This is a genomic window from Paenibacillus woosongensis, from assembly GCF_009725165.1.
GTDB lineage: Bacteria > Bacillota > Bacilli > Paenibacillales > Paenibacillaceae > Fontibacillus > Fontibacillus woosongensis.
Genome location: NZ_WNZW01000004.1, coordinates 243,820 through 263,365, shown reverse-complemented (window position 1 = coordinate 263,365; position 19,546 = coordinate 243,820). Strand labels below are relative to the sequence as shown.

Genomic DNA, 19,546 nt, shown 5'->3' with positions numbered 1-19,546 from the left:
AAGGATCAACCCATTCCGAAAAACTTCTTAAAGCGTGTAAACATGCCTTTCTTCTGGTCAAGCAGCATGAGAGGGACGGTGTCTCCCAATATGCGCCGGGCAATGTTACGATAAGCGATTGCGGCCTTCGAATCGGGGTTCATTACGGTAGGCTCCCCATTGTTAGCCGCTTTAATGACAAGCTCGTCATCCGGCACAATGCCGATGAGATCGATATTGAGCACCTGCAAAATACCTTCGATATCCAGCATGCTTCCCGACTTTACCATATCGACCTTAATCCGGTTTACGACCAGCTTCGGCGAACCGATATGCGAGCTCTCGAGCAAGCCGATGATCCGATCCGCATCGCGGACGGCGGCATTTTCCGGCGTCGTAACGACAATCGCTTGATCTGCTCCGGCAATCGCATTTTTGAAGCCTTGTTCTATTCCAGCAGGGCAATCGATAATAACGTATTCATATTCCTTCTTCAGTTCAAGAACGATATCCTTGACCTGCTCTTCCGACACGGCATTCTTGTCTTTCGTTTGCGCAGCGGGCAGCATGTACAATTCATCAAAACGTTTATCCTTCACCAAAGCCTGGTTCAAGCGGCAGCGCCCTTCGGCCACGTCGATCAAATCATAGATGATCCGGTTCTCCAGGCCCATAACGACATCCAGGTTCCGCAGGCCGATGTCCGTATCGACAAGACATACCTTCTTGCCAAGCAGCGCCAGAGCGGTACCGATATTCGCAGACGTAGTCGTTTTCCCTACGCCGCCTTTACCCGAAGTGACAACGATAGCTTCTCCCATAGTTTACACCCCTTTGAACATCTTAAAGTCCGGACGCACCCGGGTTATGTTCGTAATTTTGTCAATCTGCATCTTCCCGTCACGCAAAAAAGCGAATTCCATGCTGCTCTCGTGGTGATCCCACTCGTCTGGAGGCCGGCTATAGACTTCAGCAATGCGCAGCTGCGTCGGTGATAAATACGAAGCGGCGATGATGGCATCTTCTTTCCCCTCTGCCCCGGCATGAACCATTCCCCGCAAAGCCCCCAGAATATATACGTCTCCGGTGCAGGAGATCGTCCCTCCCGGATTGACGTCTCCGAGAAACAGCAGATTGCCGTCATGCTGCAGGACCTGCCCGGAGCGCACAATCCCGGTTATCGTCGTTAGCTGCCCTTCCTTGGGACGGTCTTCTTCCGCTAACGGCGACTCTACCGACCGGACTAGCAAATTGCCTTTTTGCTTCAATATATCAAGGATCATTTCCTTCTCTGCATCTGTTACGATTCGCTTGCCCAATTTGACATCGACATGAATAATCGGCCCTGTCAGAATATTCTGATGGCTATGCTCTAACTTATAGCGCAGCTCATCCAGAAGCTGTTGCAAATCACACTCATCGTCAAGCAGGAATACCAGGCCATCTTTGATGCCCTTGATCGTAACGTGCTTCGATTTTACTGTCATAAGCCTGTCCCTCCCCCCTATTCATTTCGTGCAAGAGCACCCAAGTTCCTGCTTCTTAAGGAAAAGCACGAAATGTCAGGCTTGGCTCTCGGAAGAACGACGCTTCGTAATCAGCTCCAGCTGGCGTCTAAGAGGGACGTAAATCATCAAAGCAAATACGACGTGAACGAATACGTTTGGGATGATAAAAGTCATTAAAGCCCAGGTATATGGCTGATGTGTCAGTTCAAACAGCGAGTAAGTGCCGAACAGGATCGAGTCCAGCAGCAGGCTGCCGATCATTACGACGATCATCATCAGCGGCAGCGGAGCTCTCGGCGAGCGGAATACAAGGCCAAGCAAATAACTGGACAGCCCCATGGCAAAAGAATAAGCTCCAATGATCGCCCCATAAAATACGACATCCTGCAGCAGCCCAAAAAGAAGACCCAGCACCAAGCCGCTATGCCGGTTGTCGTAAACGGTAATAAACAGAATGGCGATATATGCCAGGTGAGGAACAATGCGCGTCTGCCACGCATCAGGGATTATCCAGGGAATGACCGTCCCCTCGATAATAAACAATACGAACACCAGCAGGACCAGTATATATTTACGATTCCTCACTACTCCAAGACCTCCGGTGTATATACCACAATCAACTCTTTCCAGTCCGTGAAGCTGGCTGCGGGCTCGATGAATGCCGTATATGTCAATCCGTATTCGCCAACCTGAATATCCTTGACTGTACCGATGACCATCCCTCGCGGAAATGCTCCGCCGACGCCGGAGGACACAATGGTATCGCCGACAGCTAGCGAAGAAGTATCATCGATTTTATTCATCAGGAACATGCCCTTATCGGGATCGTAGGACTCGACGACGCCAAACACTTCATTTTCTTTCCCCTGAGCCGTGGCGGATATGCCGTTCGAATTCGGATCCTTCGCGTCCATGGTCGTAAGCAGCTTGATGGTAGACGTAAAATTGCTGACCCGGCTAACCGTACCTACAAGCCCTTCAGCAGAAATAACCGCATACCCCATCTTGACGCCGTCATTGCTCCCCAGGTTCACTTTAATCGTCCGATTGACCGGATCGTTATTTACGCTGACCACCTGGGCGATCCGGTAGGTGTAATTGTATTGATTCTTCTGGGCTTCTGTAAAATTAAGCAATTCCTGAAGCCGGATGTTCTCCTGCTCAATCCGATTATAGATGGCTTTATCTCTTGTGTAGTGAGACAGCGCAATCTTCAGGCTCTCGTTCTCCTCCTGCAAGGCGCGCAAGTTGGAGACATCCTCAATCAAGCCGGCGATATACGAGGTAGGCTTATAGAAAATCGACTGCACGAAGCCCACCGTATCTTTTACAAACTTCTCCGGCCACGACAAATTCGCCCGGGGACCGAGCGTAAATCCCATTATAGCGATAAACAGAATAAGTCCCATCAGCAAAATAAATAATCTTTTGTTGCCAAGCAGCTTAAACAGTTTAAGCACCCTCCAACCTTGCAATTTCTCCTCTCCACGAGTCCACCTATAGAAAAACGGCACAGCCGTCCATGTCAGGACGGCGCCGTTTTATCATAAATAGTGCACATTCTCCCGTTCTTCAGCGCTAAAAATTAGCGCTTGCGAAGGGGCGAACTGCTTCTTGATTTGAACAAATGGATGTTATCGAGAGCTCTCCCCGTACCGATGGCAACACAATCGAGCGGATGCTCGGCCACGATGACAGGCATGCCCGTCTCTTTGGCCAGCAGCTTGTCGAGGTTGCGCAGCAATGCGCCGCCCCCCGTCAACACAATACCACGGTCCATAATATCGGCCGCCAGCTCGGGCGGACATTTCTCCAGCGTAACCTTCACCGCTTCCACGATGGCGTTCACCGTATCGCCGAGCGCCTCGGTAATTTCGTCGGAAGTGATGGAAATCGTCTTTGGCAGCCCCGTAACAAGGTCGCGGCCGCGGATTTCCATCGATTCCACCTGCTCGAGCGGCAGCGCCGAGCCAACATCCATTTTAAGCTGCTCCGACGTTCTCTCGCCGATCATCAGGTTATATTGGCGCTTGATGTATTGAATAATAGACTCGTCCATGTCATCGCCGGCTACGCGCGCAGACTTACTCGTAACAATGCCGCCGAGCGAAATAACAGCCACCTCTGTCGTTCCGCCGCCGATGTCTACGACCATGCTCCCGGTCGGCTCCCATACGGGAAGATCTGCACCAATGGCTGCCGCAAACGGCTCTTCAATCGTGTAGGCTTCTCGTGCTCCTGCCTGCTTCGTGGCATCCTCAACCGCACGCTGCTCCACCGCCGTAATGCCAGAAGGCACGCAGACCATCACGTTCGGATGGCGTTGGAACAAGGAACGCTGCTTCTGAGCCTGGCGAATAAAATATTTAATCATCGTTGCGGTGGTATCAAAGTCGGCGATAACGCCGTCCTTCATCGGACGGATTGCACGAATGTTGCCCGGTGTTCTCCCGATCATCTTCTTGGCCGATTCCCCGACCGCTACAATGCTCTTATTATCAGTATTCATCGCTACTACCGACGGTTCTCTCACTATAATTCCTTTGCCTCGAATATAAACGAGCGTATTCGCCGTACCCAAATCAATTCCTAAATCTTTCGTGAAACCACCTAACATGCTGTAATCTTCCTTTCCTTCTGTATCTGGTCTATTATATTACATCAAGCCTTGCTCCTTCAAACTTATGAATTCCCCGTCTCCAATCACGATGTGGTCCAGCACATCGATGCCGACGATTTCCCCGGCTTTGCATAGGCGCCTTGTCATCCGGATATCCTCCGGGCTTGGCGTCGGATCTCCGCTAGGATGATTATGGGCGCATACGACAGATGCGCTGCTGCATTTAATCGCTGCGCGAAACACCTCGCGCGGATGGACGATCGAGGAATTCAAGCTTCCCATAGAAAGCGTCTCCTGAGCAATGATATGATTTTTCGTATTCAAAAATAAACAGACAAAATGTTCCTTCTGCAAATAACGCAGCTGCTCCATCAATAAATCCGCTGCATCCCGCGGACTGCGAATGATCTGGGCCTCCGGGAGCCGCGTCTTGGCAAGCCTCTGCCCCAGTTCGATTCCCGCCTTAAGCTGCACCGCTTTGGCAGGGCCGATGCCTTTGAGCTTCATCAGCTCATCCAGGCTGAGATCCACCAGCTGGCGGAGTCCGCCAATCCCGCTCAGCACGCGCTGAGCCAGATGTATGGCCGATTCATCCCGGGTTCCCGTGCGAAACAATATCGCCAGCAGTTCAGCATTACTGAGTGATCCGGCTCCGTATTGCATCATGCGTTCTCTAGGTCTTTCCTCAAAAGGCATGTCCCGCAGCAAATATTGCGGCATATCCATTCATATCCCTCGCTTCCGAATGATTAGGCATGGGTCCGGATCACCGGCCGCCAGCAAAATTCATAGCGGAAGGATATGCTTTATCTCTTCCTTTTCTTACAACAACGTACGTATGAGGTTATTTGTTACAACATCTTTGGTTGGATTTAATTACCGTAACACATGGATTCCAAAACGGCTCAGCATCTCGCTCAGCAAGGATAGCGGCAGTCCAACCACGTTAAAATAACAGCCTTCGATTCCCGTGACAAAAATCGACCCGAGTCCTTGTATCGCATAAGCGCCCGCTTTGTCCAAGCCTTCTCCGGTCCTGGCATATGCGGCAATCTCTTCCTCGGCCACGGTTCTCATCGTCACAGACGTGCGGCGATATTCGACTTCCGTTCTTCCGGTAATCACATCGATGCAGGCAACGGCAGTATACACATCGTGGCTTCGTCCCTGCAGGGAACGGAGCATGGAAGCTGCCTCCGCTTCATCCTTGGGCTTGCCAAGCACTTGTCCATCCAAGACGACAATCGTATCGCTGCCGATGATAACGGCTTCGCGCGCTGCTGGCTCAAGCGTTGCCTGCACCGCCCTGGCCTTGCGCAGCGCAAGCTCCATTACGATTTGCTCCGGCTCCCATTGCTCCGGCGTAGTTTCGTCCGCTTTGCTTGGAATAACCTCAAACGGAATATGTAAGGAAGCCAGCAATTCCCGTCTGCGCGGTGAAGTCGAGGCCAATATGACATACTGCGATGATGAAGCTGCAAATTCCAAGTTCATATGCTCCTTTGCCCGGCTGTCGCCCGAATAAGTTCAGAGCTGTTAACCTCGCCATTTTTTGACACTTTGCACTTCATTATTATAAGGTTAATTGATCGGCAATACAAACATAAAAAAGGCAGGGGCAACTATTTCCAATTCCCTGCCTTTTGATGGTCATTTACGGCCCTTCTTGGCCTCCGACCAGCTTTTGTTCCGCCAGAATGAATCGCATCACTTCGTTCTGCACTTCCCAGAGCATGGTTTGCTCACCCTTCTCGTTAAATTCCTCCATCGCCTCAACCGCGCTGTTCATCGCCTTCTCCATCTCCTTAGCTTCAGCCTCTGCAGCTGCCGTCAGCTTGCCTCGAACGTCGGCGGCGCTTTTGGTCCACAGCTGATGGCTCTCCCTTAGCCGGCCGAATTCCTCCTGGCTCTGGCGCCCGGGAGAAGCTTCCCCCAGAAGAGCTGCCGAGGAGGAGCTGAGCATATAGGCGAGATCCGCACTCTGCGCCAAATATTGCTGAAGGGATGCCGCATCCCCTTTATATTCCATCGTAGCCGATTCAGGCAAGGCAATTTCATGCAAAATGAGGTGAACGCCTCCTGTTTTCAGCCTCCCGCTCAGCAGTTTAGCTTCCTCACGGTCTGGGGAGACTCCCGCATAGACCCGCTTCTCATCCAAGGTATCCCGCGCGGCGGCAATTCCCGCGGAGCGCAATTGTTCCTGGGCCAGGGCAACGCCTTCCGCTGTGCTGAACACGCCGTACTGCAGGAAATGATAGCTCTGCGAAGGCAGAACGACCTGTACGAGCGGAACCTGTTCCTCCGTAATGACACTGCCCAGTACGGGAATATCAGCCGCTTCTCCGGCCGCCCCCTGCTTCGGCACGCTAATTCCGGGGATCGGCACCGTCATTTCCTGGTCGAACATGGACAGAACGACGAATCCAAAGAGCGCCCCGGTGACGATCGCGCCGGTCAGCGAGCCGGCAACCTTCCACCAGGAGGTCCGCGTTTTACGAAAATAATAATCACCGCCGCCTGGCTCGGCATGCTCTGGCAATAGGGCAATCCCTGTTCCTGTATGGTCTGTAAAGGGATCTCCCCAATAATCTACCGTTTCCACCGCACGGTAAGTTATAGGAGTATCCTTCGGCTCCTGTTCTGATCGCCCGGGCGGCTTGCCATGCCCTGAAGCTGGGGCTGTCTCCAGCCGCTGGCGGTCTTCAGCCTTCTGTGCACTGTGCGCTTGTTGCCCATGTTCATCGAACCGGAATGTCATCTTTGCCTTGTTCACGATCCGCACGCTCCTTGTCCTTTCTTCTACCGTTACAATATGAATAATTGCGAGAATATAGACCTCTTCATTTAAACAAGCCTTTACAATTGAAAGGAACTCTGTATAATGGGAACCATTGACAACCGCATCACGGAAAAATGCACTAGGGGTGCCTTTGATGGCTGAGAGATCGTTCCCGCTTGAGGAACGGTTAACCCTTTACACCCGATCTAGATCATACTAGCGTGGGGAAGTGCGGGGAAACGATAAATAGCGCTGCGTGCTTGCTTTATAATTTTTAAGCAGACACAGGCTGTATCGATATAACTGCACTCTTCGGGTGCGGTTTTTTTGTCGTTATCAGCGATGATTCAAATTAACCAGGGGAGGAAAAGCATCATGACCAATTCATTCAACCACAACATTCAAGCCGCGGCCTGCGGCACTAGCCGCATCGTCGGCTGCCGGTTCTCTCTGTTTCCGATGAGCGACCGGTTCGTTCCGATCATTCTTGGAGCGCTGGAGCATACCGATACGTCCAAGGTCTGGGTTCAAAGCGATGACGTCAGCACCTGCGTGCGCGGCCGCCATGAGCATGTGTTCGACGTAGTTAAATCCATTTTCCTGCAAGCGGCAAAAAGCGGTGAGCATGTCGTTCTTAGCGCAACCTTTTCCGTAGGCTGCCCGGGAGATACGGAAGGAGATGTCTTCATGTCTGAGGACGATGTCCGTTTGAACGAAGGGAACAAAACATCGGTTGATACCGCAGCTCAATTCGCCCTTTACCCGATGGGGGTGCCCCACTACATGGACGTCATCTATGATGCGGTCAAAGCCGCGGAAGCCGAGGGAACGTTCTCCGGCGGAATTCATTACGCCAGCCGCCTGGATGGTACCACCCAAGAGGTGTTTCGTTCGCTCGAGAATGCCTTTGTCACGTCGAGCACCAAGACTCCCCATCTAGTCATGACGGCCACAATTTCCTGCAACAGTCCGTCAGCCAAACCGGAGCATGTGCAAAAAAGGAAGGGGGAATAAGGATGTCATCCTGGAAGCTTCGCGACATTATCGTTCTCAGCTCGCTGTCCGTCGTATTTGCTGTCGTCTATTTGATTTTCCTGCAGATAGGCAATGTGCTCGTCGGCTTCATGGGTCCGATGGGATATGAGGTCATTTTCGGCATATGGTTTATCGTTTCGATCATTTCAGCCTATATCTTGCGCAAGCCCGGAGCAGCCCTGCTGTCCGAGACGATCGCCGGGACGATCGAGGTATTGATCGGCAACGTCACCGGCCCGATTCTGATTCTGTCAGCCTTTATTCAAGGTCTCGGCGCGGAAGCGGTTTTCGCCGCCGTAAGATACCGTTACTACAACACGGCAGTACTCATGGGCGCAGGCGTAGGCGCGGCCGTATTCAGCTTTGGATGGGGCTTCTTTCAATCCGGCTTCGCCGCTTTGTCCACGGGTCTAGTCATCTCGATGTTCATCGTCCGGGTTATCAGTGGTGCAGTGATCGCCGGCCTGCTAGGCAAATGGATATCCGATGCGCTGGCCCGCACAGGCGTGCTAAGGAGCTTTCCCATCGGGAAGGCTGCTGCCCAAAGCGCCAATCAACAACGAACCTCGGTGAAGCAGTAATGAATACGCTGCTCCCGAATCAAGAAACGATGGATAAACCGGTGGTCTTGGAGACAAAAGATTTATCCTTGGCTTTTAACGAGGACGGGGAGGAGCAGGTATTCTCCTCGATTTCCCTCCGGCTGCATCAAGGCGAATTGATGCTGCTCCTTGGTCCAAGCGGCTGTGGGAAAAGCTCCTTGGCCCTTTGCCTGAACCGAGTGTACCCGTCAGCCATCGACAGCCTGGTGACAGGCGGCGTTTATCTGTATGGCAAATCCCTAGAGGGACAGGATCCAGGTGATATTGCGCAGCAGGTAGGCATTGTATTCCAAGATGTGGACAGCCAATTTTGCATGCTTAAGGTGGAGGAGGAGCTTGCTTTTTGCCTGGAAAATATCGGCTGCCCCCGGGAAGAAATCAGCGCGAAAATCGACGAAGCGCTGCGGCTTGTCGATCTGACCGACTGGCGGAGCGCGCATATTCATACTTTATCCGGTGGAATGAAGCAGCGGCTGGCCCTAGCCTGCGCTCTGGCTTTGAATCCGGATGTACTCATCCTTGACGAGCCCACATCCAATCTGGATCCGCTGGCTTGCTCGCACTTGGCCGATCTCATTCACTCCATCCGCAAGCAGCGGCAAATGAGCATCTTGCTGATCGAGCACCAACTCGATGCCTGGATGCCTTATGTCGATCGCCTTGCCGTGATGGGCACAGAAGGAAAACTTGTTTACGAGGGGGAGCCCCGAACCTATTTCGCCAATTTCAAAGAAGAGGCGCAGCATTTGGGAATATGGATGCCGGGGGCCGTCCGCCTGCATGAGCAGCTGCAGATAGACAGAGAGCCTTCATGGCAGCCGCTCACCAGGGACGAGCTGGCCGAACTGTGGCTGAGCAAACCCGATTCCGTAAAAAGAACGCTGCTTCAGCAGCTGGAGCAAACCGATGTCTCCCGATCCAAGCTGCCGGACGAAAGGTCTGCCGATCCTAGCGGCAAGGAAGCCTTGCTGTCGGTCGATAGCCTTTCCTTCGAGCGCAGCGGGGGACAGAAGATTCTCGACCGGCTGTCACTGTCGATCCCTGCCGGGCAGTTCATTGCCCTCGTCGGCCAGAACGGGGCGGGGAAATCGACTCTCGCCGCTCTCTTGTCGGGCATATTGGAGCCATCCTCCGGCAGAATCACCTTCTCTGGCCGGCCCTTGCCGGACTGGCCGGAGAAGGAGCTGCGAAAGCGTGTTGGTCTCATTTTCCAGCATCCGGAGCATCAATTCGTCACTGATACCGTCTACGACGAGCTTGCCTTCGGCCTGCGGCTGCAGAAGCTGTCTGAGGAGGCTGTGTCCGAACGGGTCGAGTCATTGCTTGAGCAGTATCGCCTGCAGCACCGCCGCGACTTCAGTCCCTTCGCCCTGAGCCAAGGACAAAAACGCCGATTAAGCGTGGCCGCGATGCTGTCCGAGGAGCAGCAAGTGCTGCTCTGCGACGAGCCGACCTTCGGCCAGGACGCATACTCTGCCCTGGAGCTGATGTACTCGCTGCGCGCCCGGGTAGACCGTGGACTAACTGTCATCATGATTACCCATGATATGGAGCTTGTCCAGCAGTTTGCCGATCGGGTCATCGTACTGGGCGAGGGAAGCATTCAATGGGACGGGCGCCCTGATGCATTATGGGATTGGCCGGAGGAGCAGCTTCGGGCGCATAAGCTCGTCCCTCCGCTCTCAGCCCATTTGAAGAATAGGCTAAGACGGGCGCTCCGGAGAACGCAAGAAATCTGCGGGGAGGTTATCGTATGATACGATCAGGCGCATTTGGGGAGCTTTTGAATGATATGAATCCCTCAATCAAAGGACTCACCATCATCACAGGGGTCATTTTAATATCGCTTGCCTTCGATCCGGTTACCATTTCCGTCAGCCTCATTTATATATTGATGATTACCGTCATATTTGGCCGGATTTACTGGCGCAGATGGCTGTTCTTGTTTGTGCCCTTCTTTATACTGGCTATCGGTTATTTCTGGACAGCCGCTCTTTTTCCACGTTCCGGTCTGCCGCAGGACTCGCCCTTGCTCTTATCATGGGGACCGCTGCAGCTGACGGAGGCCGGATTCAATCTGGCCCTCTCGCTCGCCTTGCGTACATTGATGTTCTCGGCGCTGTCGCTCATGTTCGTCCTGACGACTGAACCGGTCAAATTTATGCTTAGCCTCATGCAGCAATGCAAGCTGCCGCCGAAGCTGGCATACGGCATTCTGGCGGGATTCCGCTTCCTCCCCCTGTTCCGTGAGGAGCTTCTCATAATGCAGCAGGCCCACCGGATTCGGGGCATATGGCGGGAGAAGCGCAATATCCGCTCGGCGCTCCATGCTTTCAAGCGTTACAGTATCCCGCTCCTGGCCAGCGCCATACGCAAATCGGAGCGGGTTGCCGTCGCCATGGTGTCGCGCGGTTTTACCGGCGGTAAACGGGATTTCTACTACCGAATGACCATTCGTCCGCGGGATTGGATGCTCATGGGCATCGTACTGGCCGGCATCGCTCTAGGATACACGGTATCCTATGCGCTAGGCACCTTGACCTGGTATGGAGGCCAATTATAGAACAAATGAAGCATAACGCAAAGGAGCTGTCCCGCCGCAGACAACATCTGCGCTGGGGACAGCTCCTTCTCTATAGCTTGCTTTAGGCCAAGCTCTTGGCCAACTCATGCCCAACCTTCCAAATATCGCCGGCCCCCATCGTAATGACAAGGTCACCAGGCTGCAAACGTCCTTGCAAATCATCGAGGACATCCTGCTTTGTCGGCAGGTGCCTTGCTCCGGCATTGCTGTTCACTTTAATCAGCTCTACCAGCTTCGATGAATTGATGCCTTCAATCTGCTTCTCTCCCGCAGGCGAGTAGATATCCGTAATAATCACCTCATCCGCGCCGCTAAACGCGCGGCTGAACGCATCCAACAGGAAGAAGGTTCGCGAATACCGCTGGGGCTGGAATACGGCAATGATCCGTTTGCCGGTCGCTTTAGCAGCGGCGATCGTAGCTTCGATCTCCGTCGGATGATGGGCGTAATCATCGATAACCAGAATGCCGCGGCTCTCGCCCAGCACCTGGAATCGGCGCTTCGCGCCATGAAAATGCTGAATCGCATCGGCGATCTCTGCAAAAGGAATGCCCGACTCAAGACATGCAATTACCGTGGCCATGGCATTATGGACATTATGTCTTCCGGGAACCGAAAGCTTGATTTGGCCCAAAGGCTGCCCGCCGCGGTTCATCGTAAACGCAACCTTCCGGTCTCCAAGCTCAATATCCGTTGCCGTATAATCGCATGCTGTTTCGATGCCATAAGTCACGACCTCGCATTGCAGCTTCGGCAGCAAATCGCGGATGTTCCGGTCATCTCCGGACACGATCGCTTTGCCTCCTGGTTTGATTTGATTCAGGAACTGCACGTAGGCCTCTTTAAGCTTGCCAAAGTCGCCGCCGTAATTCTCCAAATGGTCCGCTTCAATGTTAGTAACGATGCCAAGAGAAGGATGGTATTGAAGAAATGAGCCATCGCTCTCATCAGCCTCAGCGACGACGCATTTGCCCTGCCCTGCCTTGGCATTTGTCCCAATATCCATAATTTCGCCGCCAATAATATAGGTAGGATCCGTCCCGCATTGTTCCATCACCAGAGCGATCATGGAGGAGGTCGTCGTTTTGCCATGTGCTCCGGCAACAGCCACGCCTGTACGTTCGTTCAGCAGCCTTGCCAGCATTTGCGAACGATGCAGGACCGGAATCCCCTGTTCCTCCGCGGCTACCCGTTCGACATTATCCTTGGGCAGCGCAGTCGAATACACGACTAAATCCGCCCCGTGCACCTGCTCTTTAGTATGTCCGATATAAATTTTAGCTCCTTTGGCCGCCAGCTTCTCCGTCAACTCCTGGGAAGCTACGTCCGATCCGGTTACGGTGTAGCCCATCTCCAGCATAACGCGGGCAATAGCGCTCATTCCATAGCCACCGATCCCGATAAAATGTACATGTTGTTCTGTCGTATTCAACAATATGGTCACCAGCCTTTTTCAGAATCGGTTTGATGCAAAAGGGTTGCCCGCACGTCCGAAATCATATAAAGCGTGCCAGTAACGACCCCAAGATCCTCCCGTTCCGTCCGTGATTGCAGCAGTGCTAGCGCACGCTTCCAGTCACGCTCCACAATGACTTCCAGATCCGCCTTCGCCATATCCTTCCGGATTTGCTCTACGAGCTGATACAACGAATCCGCATCCATTTTCTTGCGAAAATCGGGCTCGGTCAGAATAAGCGTATCCACTATTGGTAATATATGCTCCAAGTATTCGCGATGATGCTTATTAGCGAGCATACCCATCATCAAATTCAGCTTCCGGTAGCTGAAAGCTTCCGGAAGACTTCTCGCGAGCGCCTCCGCCCCCTCCGGGTTATGGGCACCGTCCAGAACGATACGCGGCTGATCTGACACCTGCTCCAGCCGGCCTGCCCAGAAGGCGTTCTTGAACCCGGACAGCAGCAGCTCATCCTCGAGAACGAAGGCCATATATTGGCGCAGGACCTCCAGCACCATCATCACCCCGGCAGCATTCGTGCATTGGTGCCTGCCAAGCATCGACAGCTCGATGTCCATGCTGCGGAACGGCCCTTTAAAATGAATGCTTTGGGTTCGCCCGCTTAAGCCGCCATCGAAATGAAACTGCTCTCCGAGCAAATAGAGCGTCGCTCCTTTCGCTTTTGCCGTCTCTTTCAGAATGGCGATAACGGAAGGCTGGCTGGCACAGCTGATTACCGGCACGCCAGGCTTGATAATGCCTGCTTTTTCGCGGGCGATCTCCTCTAGAGAATCTCCCAAGATGTCGGTATGATCCATGCCAACATTCGTAATAAGGGACACGATCGGGGTAACCAGGTTCGTAACATCCATTCTACCCCCGAGCCCAGTCTCCCATACTACGACATCGGGATAGCATACTTCTGCGAAGTAGAGAATCGCAAGGGCCGTACTCACTTCAAACATCGTTGGAGATCCTAAATCGCTGGCAGCGATCTCTTTCACAACAGGAGCAATCCGGTTAGCCAAGCTTAACAGCGTCTCCTCTGGAATATCTTCTCCGTTAAACTGGAATCTGTTCGTAAATTTCGTAATGTAAGGGGATGTGAACATCCCTACGTCATATCCGCATTCCTTAAGCGTTGAGCTTAAAAAAGCACACGAAGAGCCTTTGCCATTCGTTCCGGCCACATGTATGAACTTGAGTCTTCGCTGCGGGTTGCCAAAGTGCTCCATCATCCGCTGAATACGCTCCAGACCCGGACGGATGCCAAACGGTATCAAGCTGTTAATCCAATCTACCGCATCTGTGTAACTTGCCAGCGGCAGCTGGATTTCTTCCGATAGATTAACCCCCATGTCATATTCACCTTCGTTAATGTATTGAACTAAAATGCTGTTTCATAATATGGAAAGGTACAGCAAGAACCAAATAAAGCGAATCAGGCTCCTGCTGTACTGCGGTTATTACCTTTGCTTCTAACCTTTTAATTCAGCGATCCGTGCCAGCACTTTGTCGCGTTTGCTCGCATAATCGGCCATTTTAGCGCGTTCTTCCTCGATGACCTTGGCAGGGGCTTTGGAAACGAAGCCTTCATTCGCCAGCTTCTTCTCTACGCGCTCAACCTCTTTGTTCAAGTGCCCGAGCTCCTTCTCCAGGCGGGCGATCTCCTGGCTGATATCGATCAGACCTGCTAATGGCAAGTACAGCTCAGCTCCCGTTACGACTGCTGTCATCGCCTTATCAGGGACAGCTGCGTTCAGTGAGGCCTCATATTGCGAAGTGTTGCAGAAACGCCGGATGTAGTGGCTGTTCCGCTCGATGATGTCCAGCAGCTCGGCGGAGCCCGGCTTAACAATCAATTCAATTTGCTTGCTCATCGGCACGTTCACTTCTGCCCGGATATTCCGGACAGAGCGGATAATGTCGATCAGCAAGTTCATTTCGCGCACAGCATCCGGCGCCTCCAGCGACGGATCAAACTGCGGCCATTCAGCCAGCGTAATCGTTTCGCCGCGATGCGGCAAATGCTGCCATATTTCCTCGGAAATAAACGGCATGAAAGGATGGATCAGGCGCAGCGTCCGGTCGAGCACGTAGGCAAGAACGGATTGCGTCTTTCTTTTGGCAACAGGATCTTCGCCGTAGAAGGACAGCTTAGCGAACTCAATATACCAATCGCACAGGTCATCCCAGATGAAATTGTACAGCTCCCGGCCTGTCTCCCCAAATTCATAAGCATCAATCAGGCGGGTAATGTTGCGGGCCGTCTCATTGAAGCGGTGGAGAATCCAGCGGTCGGAAGTTGACAGGTCTCCTTGAATATCGATATCCTCAAACGTTACGCCTTCCAGATTCATTAACGCAAACCTGGAGGCATTCCAGATTTTATTCGCAAAATTGCGGGCCTGCTCGACGCGTTCCCAATGGAAGCGGAGATCCTGGCCAGGCGTACTGCTCGTAGAAATCATGTAGCGCATGGCATCCGCGCCGTATTTCTCGATGACATCGAGCGGATCAACGCCGTTCCCCAACGATTTGGACATTTTCTGTCCTTCGCTGTCCCGTACCAATCCGTGGATCAGCACATCCTTGAATGGAATTTCTCCAGTAAACTCAAGGGCGGTAAAGATCATCCGCGCTACCCAGAAATAAATGATATCGTACCCGGTAACGAGAACATCCGTCGGGAAAAAGCGCTTGAAGTCCTCGCTGTCCTCATCCGGCCAGCCGAGTGTGGAGAACGGCCACAAGGCCGAGCTGAACCACGTGTCCAAAACGTCGTCGTCCTGCACCAGTTCATGACTTCCGCATTTGGCGCAGGCATCCATGGCCTCCCTAGCGACATGCAGCTCGCCACAGGATTCGCAATACCAAGCCGGAATGCGGTGGCCCCACCACAATTGGCGGGAGATGCACCAGTCGCGCACATTTTCGATCCAGTGCAGATAAATTTTCTCGAACCGCTCCGGTACGAATTGAACGCCTTTGCCTGATTTTTGGGCAGCGATCGCCGCTTCTGCCAAAGGCTTCATTTTAACGAACCATTGCGTCGACAAATAAGGCTCGACTACGGCGCCAGAGCGCTCGCTATGGCCGACCTGGTGAACATGATCCTCGATCCGTACGAGAACGCCGGATTCCTTAAGATCGGCCACGATGGCTTTCCGGCACTCGCTGCGGTCCAATCCCTGGTATTTGCCGGCCGCCTCATTCATCTTGCCGCTCTCATCCATAACGGTAATTTGCGGCAAATCATGACGCAATCCTACCTCAAAGTCATTCGGGTCATGCGCAGGCGTAATTTTCACCGCGCCACTGCCGAATTCTTTATCGACATATTCGTCGGCAATAATCGGAATTTCACGATTTACAATTGGCAGCACGAGCGGCTGGCCGATTAGATGACGGTACCGCTCATCCTCAGGATGAACAGCCACAGCCGTATCCCCAAGCATTGTCTCGGGTCTTGTCGTAGCTACTGTAATGAATCCACTGCCATCCTTAAGCGGATACTGCAGGTGGTACAAATGACCGTTGACCTCTTTATATTCCACTTCAATATCCGAGAGGGCCGTGCGGGCTGCAGGATCCCAGTTAATAATATATTTGCCGCGATAGATCAGACCCTTTTCGTAGAGCTTGACGAACACCTCGCGCACAGCCTTGGACAGCCCCTCATCCAGTGTAAACCGCTCGCGGGAATAGTCCAGCGAGAAGCCCATCTTCGCCCATTGTTCACGAATCGTGTCCGCATAGTGCTCTTTCCATTCCCATACCTTCTCGAGAAATTTCTCGCGGCCGAGATCATAGCGGGAAATTCCCTCTGCCCGGAGCGTCTGCTCCACTCTCGTCTGCGTAGCTATTCCAGCATGGTCGGAGCCCGGCAGCCATAAAGCATCGTACCCCTGCATCCGCTTCGTACGGATCAGGATATCCTGCAGCGTAAAGTCCAGCGCATGCCCAATATGAAGCATGCCCGTTACGTTTGGCGGGGGAATAACAATTGTGTACGGCTTGGCTTCCGGTACTTGGCCAGCCTTAAAGAAGCCGCCCTCCATCCAGTAGCGATACCATTTCTGTTCTGCAGCCTTGGGATCATACGTTGTCGGCATGTTGTTCGCCGACGAATGCTCTTGGATCTCTGACATAATTTCAACCTCCGTTACAATTCAGCATTGCCTTAGCGTAATCAGGATAGCCTTGCTCAAAAAATACAAAAAGCCCCTCGTCTCAAAGGACGAAAGGCTTTACTTTCGCGGTACCACCTTTGTTTTGCGGGTTGACCCAGACCGAAACCGCTACACTCGCGGAATCGCCGAACAAACTCGCAACACTCATACAGATAACGGCTGCTACCGGCCCGTTCTAACGACTACAAATTGCATAGCTGCTCAAACAAGCGACTCCCGGGTGACTTCGGCCAGCTGCATCCTGCGGAATCTTCCAGCGCTGCAATCCCGCTCTCTGAAGGGCTCACTGCCTACTCTTCCCGTTCCATGTCTTTTCACGGTTAATTTAAGTTAATCCATATTATCATAGCGTGAAATTGGCAGGGAGTCAATATTTGGTCTGTATGGCTGCGAGAGCAAGCCCTGCGATCAAGGCTCGTTTCCGAACACCAGTGTACCGTTATGGTACAAGGTGACGCGTTCCCAATTTGCATAAGCGGTCTTGGTTGGATCAAAAGAATAGTCATTGCTTTCGTTAAGGTTCGCCCAGTTGCCCGCATGATTTCGCGTCTGGATATCCCCCGTTTGCCCGCCGGGCTGCAGCGAACCCGCTGCGGCTTTAAACGTGATCTCCAAGTAGGTATCGGCGTTCGCTTTGCCCGGATTCATTTTCACGAAAGCCCCGTTCACGTTGGAGCAGCCTACCATGGCCCAGTCACAATTGTATTGCAGTTGGTCATTGCCGTCAGCTGTGAAATAATATCGCAGACTCAGCTCGCTTAAAGGCACTGCCGCAGCCCCCTTGTTCACAATATTGAAATGAGGCTTGAACTGGTTGTCGGCTGCATTCGTATCTCCGGTTTTGTACTGAACGGCCAAATCCCCGCTAGGTCCCGGGTTCGGATTTGGTTCAGGTTCAGGTTCAGGTTCAGGTTCAGGTTCAGGATTTGGGCCCGGATCAGGGTTTGGATTCTGGTTCGCGCCTCCGCCTAAAGGTTCTCTATGGTCTTGAATGTATTTAGAAATCCATACAAGCGGCGCATTCCAGTTAATCGTATTCTCTTTGGATACCCAGGCATCAGGAGCCGTATTCTTCGGCGCATACGATTTAGCCGCAGGCATTCCCGTCGGCGTTGCCGAATCGTTGATTACTGTATTGTTCGGCCCGCCGGACAGCCAACCCTTCGGATACGGCACACCGCTTTGGTACTTGCCCCAAGCCCAGCGGTCATGCGTATCCGTCTCGTAATATTGGCCGTATCCCGTAATATAGGATAATCTCATCGCATTATTGCCCATGAAATAATCCATCCCCCGGTTCATCGCTTTTAAATAATCCAGGTTCTGGCTAAGATCGTAGGCGTAGCCGAGCAATATCATTTTATTGGCAATGATGGAGTTGGAGCCCCAGTCATAACCTTTATTCCCCGGCAGCAGCACAGGATATCCTTCGCCATTTAATGTCGACAGCATACCGTCCGCCTGGTTCAGCACATTTGTCTTCATGGCCTGAAGATCGGAGGCTGGCAGATCGTTCTGAGCCGACAGTATGGACAGCGTTCCTGTTGTCGCAGTAGACTGCCAGTCGAACTGGGACACCTCGCGGTAATGTGGTGACGAAGTAACCGCTGCTTTGTAGGACGATGCATTGCTGTCGCCGAGCGCATAGGCCGTCAAGTATAGCTCTGCTGCCGCCGCATACCGGTCATCGCTTGTGCGAATGTCATCATAATCCCCGCCGCCCGGAGCATCCGGCGTTTGCGAGGTATAGAGGACGTTCGGATTCGCTGAAGCCCTTGCCCAGGCCTCCTTGGCAATCCCCCACATTTCTGCGGCTTCCGCTTCTTTATATGGCTTGATCAGGCGAGCCAGATGCGCCAGGTTGCGGGCTACCGCATAGGTCGCATTTGTGGAAGGCGGCTGAGCCTGACGGTTCATGCTGTTCTCGGCATCGATATTCGTCACCGGAAACGCGCTCCAATTGTCATTATGAATTTTATGCGAGGCCAATCCGGTCGAGGGCATAACTCCCTTCATAAACGTCGAGCCGAAAAGAACCTCGTCAAGAATATCGGGAACGCCGTTCCCGCTCTCCGGAATATTCAGCGAGCCGTCCGGGAAGGCCCCGGGATAACGCTCGTATAGATTCAACAGCGTCCAGGCTGATATCGCCTGATTTACAGGATAAATTCCGAAGTCCCCTGCATCCGCCCAGGAATTTTTCACATTGAGTCGTTCGCTCCCGCACCAGCTGTTATAACAGCCAATCGAGCTGTCCCCCGGATGGAGCGCTTTGTGGGCAAAAGCCGGATTGCTCAAATATTGCGCCTGAATATCTACGCCCATCCGGTGGAAATAGAAATATTCCATCGCCTCGCTCGGCAGGTCTGGATATAAATTGCCGTTAATGGCAAACGGCACGCTTTCTCCTAATCCGGAAACCCACAGTCTATAAGTGCCTTGTTCCGTGACGGATGAAAAATCGGCATGATGAATGCGATCGGCAGAAGCCTGATCCAGGCCATAAACATGCGTTTGTCCTTGAGCCGCTACGCTGCCTCCTATCTTGCGCAGCTCCCAGGCAAGCGGGGACGCCGAGCTGCTAACAATCGTGGCGATTTTATCGGCCCCGGGCAAGTAACCGATTTGATTTACCCGAATTGGGCTGGGGTCGGTGTCCGCATGAATTCCTGCTGGTAACAAACCGCATATTGTCAGCATGAAAATGAGCATGATCACGGTTAGTTTTGCAAGTCTCCGCACACTTCTTCCTGAACTCTTCATTAAACTTGTCATTCCAGCTCCCTCTTT

General features: G+C 52.8%; 16 protein-coding genes, 1 riboswitch and 1 other annotated feature. Of the genes, 4 read left to right on the top strand and 12 right to left on the bottom strand.

All coding sequences use genetic code 11. The features are described 5' to 3' along the window. Nucleotides 1–5: 5 nt before the first annotated feature. From minD to GNP95_RS14195, 8 genes are all read right to left on the bottom strand, one after another. Nucleotides 6–800 (bottom strand): septum site-determining protein MinD, encoded by a 795-nt coding sequence (minD, locus tag GNP95_RS14230; RefSeq protein ID WP_155611524.1) that lies wholly within the window; start codon nucleotides 798–800, stop codon nucleotides 6–8. 3 nt (nucleotides 801–803) lie between these two features. Next, on the bottom strand, nucleotides 804–1,466 hold the full coding sequence (gene minC / locus GNP95_RS14225; protein ID WP_155611523.1) for a septum site-determining protein MinC: 663 nt from the start codon (nucleotides 1,464–1,466) through the stop codon (nucleotides 804–806). Nucleotides 1,467–1,541: 75 nt separating this feature from the next. Beyond that, a complete protein-coding gene (gene mreD / locus GNP95_RS14220) occupies nucleotides 1,542–2,072 on the bottom strand; it encodes a rod shape-determining protein MreD (protein WP_330163441.1) in 531 nt (176 codons plus the stop codon). After that, nucleotides 2,072–2,947 (bottom strand): rod shape-determining protein MreC, encoded by an 876-nt coding sequence (mreC, locus tag GNP95_RS14215; RefSeq protein ID WP_330163440.1) that lies wholly within the window; start codon nucleotides 2,945–2,947, stop codon nucleotides 2,072–2,074. The genes mreD and mreC overlap by 1 nt, the downstream gene beginning before the upstream one ends. Before the next feature lie 125 nt (nucleotides 2,948–3,072). Continuing rightward, the gene (locus GNP95_RS14210) at nucleotides 3,073–4,104 is read right to left on the bottom strand and encodes a rod shape-determining protein (RefSeq protein WP_155611520.1); all 1,032 of its coding nucleotides are present in this window, start codon (nucleotides 4,102–4,104) and stop codon (nucleotides 3,073–3,075) included. A 39-nt stretch (nucleotides 4,105–4,143) separates the two neighbouring features. Then, a complete protein-coding gene (radC, locus tag GNP95_RS14205) occupies nucleotides 4,144–4,833 on the bottom strand; it encodes a RadC family protein (protein ID WP_155611519.1) in 690 nt (229 codons plus the stop codon). A 150-nt stretch (nucleotides 4,834–4,983) separates the two neighbouring features. Next, a complete protein-coding gene (locus GNP95_RS14200; protein ID WP_155611518.1) occupies nucleotides 4,984–5,601 on the bottom strand; it encodes a Maf family protein in 618 nt (205 codons plus the stop codon). 160 nt (nucleotides 5,602–5,761) lie between these two features. Then, the gene (locus tag GNP95_RS14195) at nucleotides 5,762–6,880 is read right to left on the bottom strand and encodes an SPOR domain-containing protein (RefSeq protein WP_330163439.1); all 1,119 of its coding nucleotides are present in this window, start codon (nucleotides 6,878–6,880) and stop codon (nucleotides 5,762–5,764) included. A 137-nt stretch (nucleotides 6,881–7,017) separates the two neighbouring features. Next, a riboswitch (TPP riboswitch) is annotated at nucleotides 7,018–7,131 on the top strand. Between the two features lie 130 nt (nucleotides 7,132–7,261). Here GNP95_RS14195 and GNP95_RS14190 point away from each other — a divergent pair. From GNP95_RS14190 to GNP95_RS14175, 4 genes are read left to right on the top strand one after another with little or no spacing between them, the layout of a single operon-like run. After that, complete coding sequence (locus tag GNP95_RS14190; RefSeq protein WP_155611517.1) at nucleotides 7,262–7,900, top strand: YkoF family thiamine/hydroxymethylpyrimidine-binding protein; 639 nt, start codon at nucleotides 7,262–7,264, stop codon at nucleotides 7,898–7,900. Nucleotides 7,901–7,902: 2 nt separating this feature from the next. Continuing rightward, nucleotides 7,903–8,502 (top strand): ECF transporter S component, encoded by a 600-nt coding sequence (locus GNP95_RS14185; protein ID WP_155611516.1) that lies wholly within the window; start codon nucleotides 7,903–7,905, stop codon nucleotides 8,500–8,502. Then, complete coding sequence (locus GNP95_RS14180; RefSeq protein ID WP_196427181.1) at nucleotides 8,502–10,280, top strand: ABC transporter ATP-binding protein; 1,779 nt, start codon at nucleotides 8,502–8,504, stop codon at nucleotides 10,278–10,280. Before GNP95_RS14185 ends, GNP95_RS14180 begins: the two co-directional genes overlap by 1 nt. Beyond that, a complete protein-coding gene (locus tag GNP95_RS14175; protein ID WP_155611514.1) occupies nucleotides 10,277–11,086 on the top strand; it encodes an energy-coupling factor transporter transmembrane component T family protein in 810 nt (269 codons plus the stop codon). Before GNP95_RS14180 ends, GNP95_RS14175 begins: the two co-directional genes overlap by 4 nt. Nucleotides 11,087–11,168: 82 nt before the next feature. Here GNP95_RS14175 and murC read toward each other — a convergent pair whose 3' ends face one another. The 4 genes from murC to GNP95_RS14155 all read right to left on the bottom strand — a co-directional run bounded on the left by murC (nucleotide 11,169) and on the right by GNP95_RS14155 (nucleotide 19,531). Further along, a complete protein-coding gene (murC, locus tag GNP95_RS14170; protein WP_413773748.1) occupies nucleotides 11,169–12,488 on the bottom strand; it encodes a UDP-N-acetylmuramate--L-alanine ligase in 1,320 nt (439 codons plus the stop codon). 59 nt (nucleotides 12,489–12,547) lie between these two features. Further along, nucleotides 12,548–13,921 (bottom strand): bifunctional folylpolyglutamate synthase/dihydrofolate synthase, encoded by a 1,374-nt coding sequence (locus tag GNP95_RS14165; RefSeq protein ID WP_155611513.1) that lies wholly within the window; start codon nucleotides 13,919–13,921, stop codon nucleotides 12,548–12,550. Nucleotides 13,922–14,041: 120 nt separating this feature from the next. Further along, on the bottom strand, nucleotides 14,042–16,714 hold the full coding sequence (locus tag GNP95_RS14160; protein ID WP_155611512.1) for a valine--tRNA ligase: 2,673 nt from the start codon (nucleotides 16,712–16,714) through the stop codon (nucleotides 14,042–14,044). An 82-nt stretch (nucleotides 16,715–16,796) separates the two neighbouring features. Further along, nucleotides 16,797–17,072: a binding site (T-box leader), on the bottom strand. A gap of 92 nt (nucleotides 17,073–17,164) precedes the next feature. Further along, nucleotides 17,165–19,531: a glycoside hydrolase family 9 protein gene (locus GNP95_RS14155; RefSeq protein ID WP_155611511.1), complete on the bottom strand. Its 2,367-nt coding sequence runs from the start codon at nucleotides 19,529–19,531 to the stop codon at nucleotides 17,165–17,167. Between the last annotated feature and the right edge of the window lie 15 nt (nucleotides 19,532–19,546).

What these genes read in the sequence shown, in the direction of transcription:
- minD (WP_155611524.1), bottom strand. Translation starts at nt 800, where the DNA reads ATGGGAGAAGCTATCGTTGTCACTTCGGGTAAAGGCGGCGTAGGGAAA.
- minC (WP_155611523.1), bottom strand. Translation starts at nt 1,466, where the DNA reads ATGACAGTAAAATCGAAGCACGTTACGATCAAGGGCATCAAAGATGGC.
- GNP95_RS14210 (WP_155611520.1), bottom strand. Translation starts at nt 4,104, where the DNA reads ATGTTAGGTGGTTTCACGAAAGATTTAGGAATTGATTTGGGTACGGCG.
- radC (WP_155611519.1), bottom strand. Translation starts at nt 4,833, where the DNA reads ATGGATATGCCGCAATATTTGCTGCGGGACATGCCTTTTGAGGAAAGA.
- GNP95_RS14200 (WP_155611518.1), bottom strand. Translation starts at nt 5,601, where the DNA reads ATGAACTTGGAATTTGCAGCTTCATCATCGCAGTATGTCATATTGGCC.
- GNP95_RS14190 (WP_155611517.1), top strand. Translation starts at nt 7,262, where the DNA reads ATGACCAATTCATTCAACCACAACATTCAAGCCGCGGCCTGCGGCACT.
- GNP95_RS14185 (WP_155611516.1), top strand. Translation starts at nt 7,903, where the DNA reads ATGTCATCCTGGAAGCTTCGCGACATTATCGTTCTCAGCTCGCTGTCC.
- GNP95_RS14180 (WP_196427181.1), top strand. Translation starts at nt 8,502, where the DNA reads ATGAATACGCTGCTCCCGAATCAAGAAACGATGGATAAACCGGTGGTC.
- GNP95_RS14175 (WP_155611514.1), top strand. Translation starts at nt 10,277, where the DNA reads ATGATACGATCAGGCGCATTTGGGGAGCTTTTGAATGATATGAATCCC.
- murC (WP_413773748.1), bottom strand. Translation starts at nt 12,488, where the DNA reads ATGAGCGCTATTGCCCGCGTTATGCTGGAGATGGGCTACACCGTAACC.
- GNP95_RS14165 (WP_155611513.1), bottom strand. Translation starts at nt 13,921, where the DNA reads ATGGGGGTTAATCTATCGGAAGAAATCCAGCTGCCGCTGGCAAGTTAC.
- GNP95_RS14160 (WP_155611512.1), bottom strand. Translation starts at nt 16,714, where the DNA reads ATGTCAGAGATCCAAGAGCATTCGTCGGCGAACAACATGCCGACAACG.
- GNP95_RS14155 (WP_155611511.1), bottom strand. Translation starts at nt 19,531, where the DNA reads ATGACAAGTTTAATGAAGAGTTCAGGAAGAAGTGTGCGGAGACTTGCA.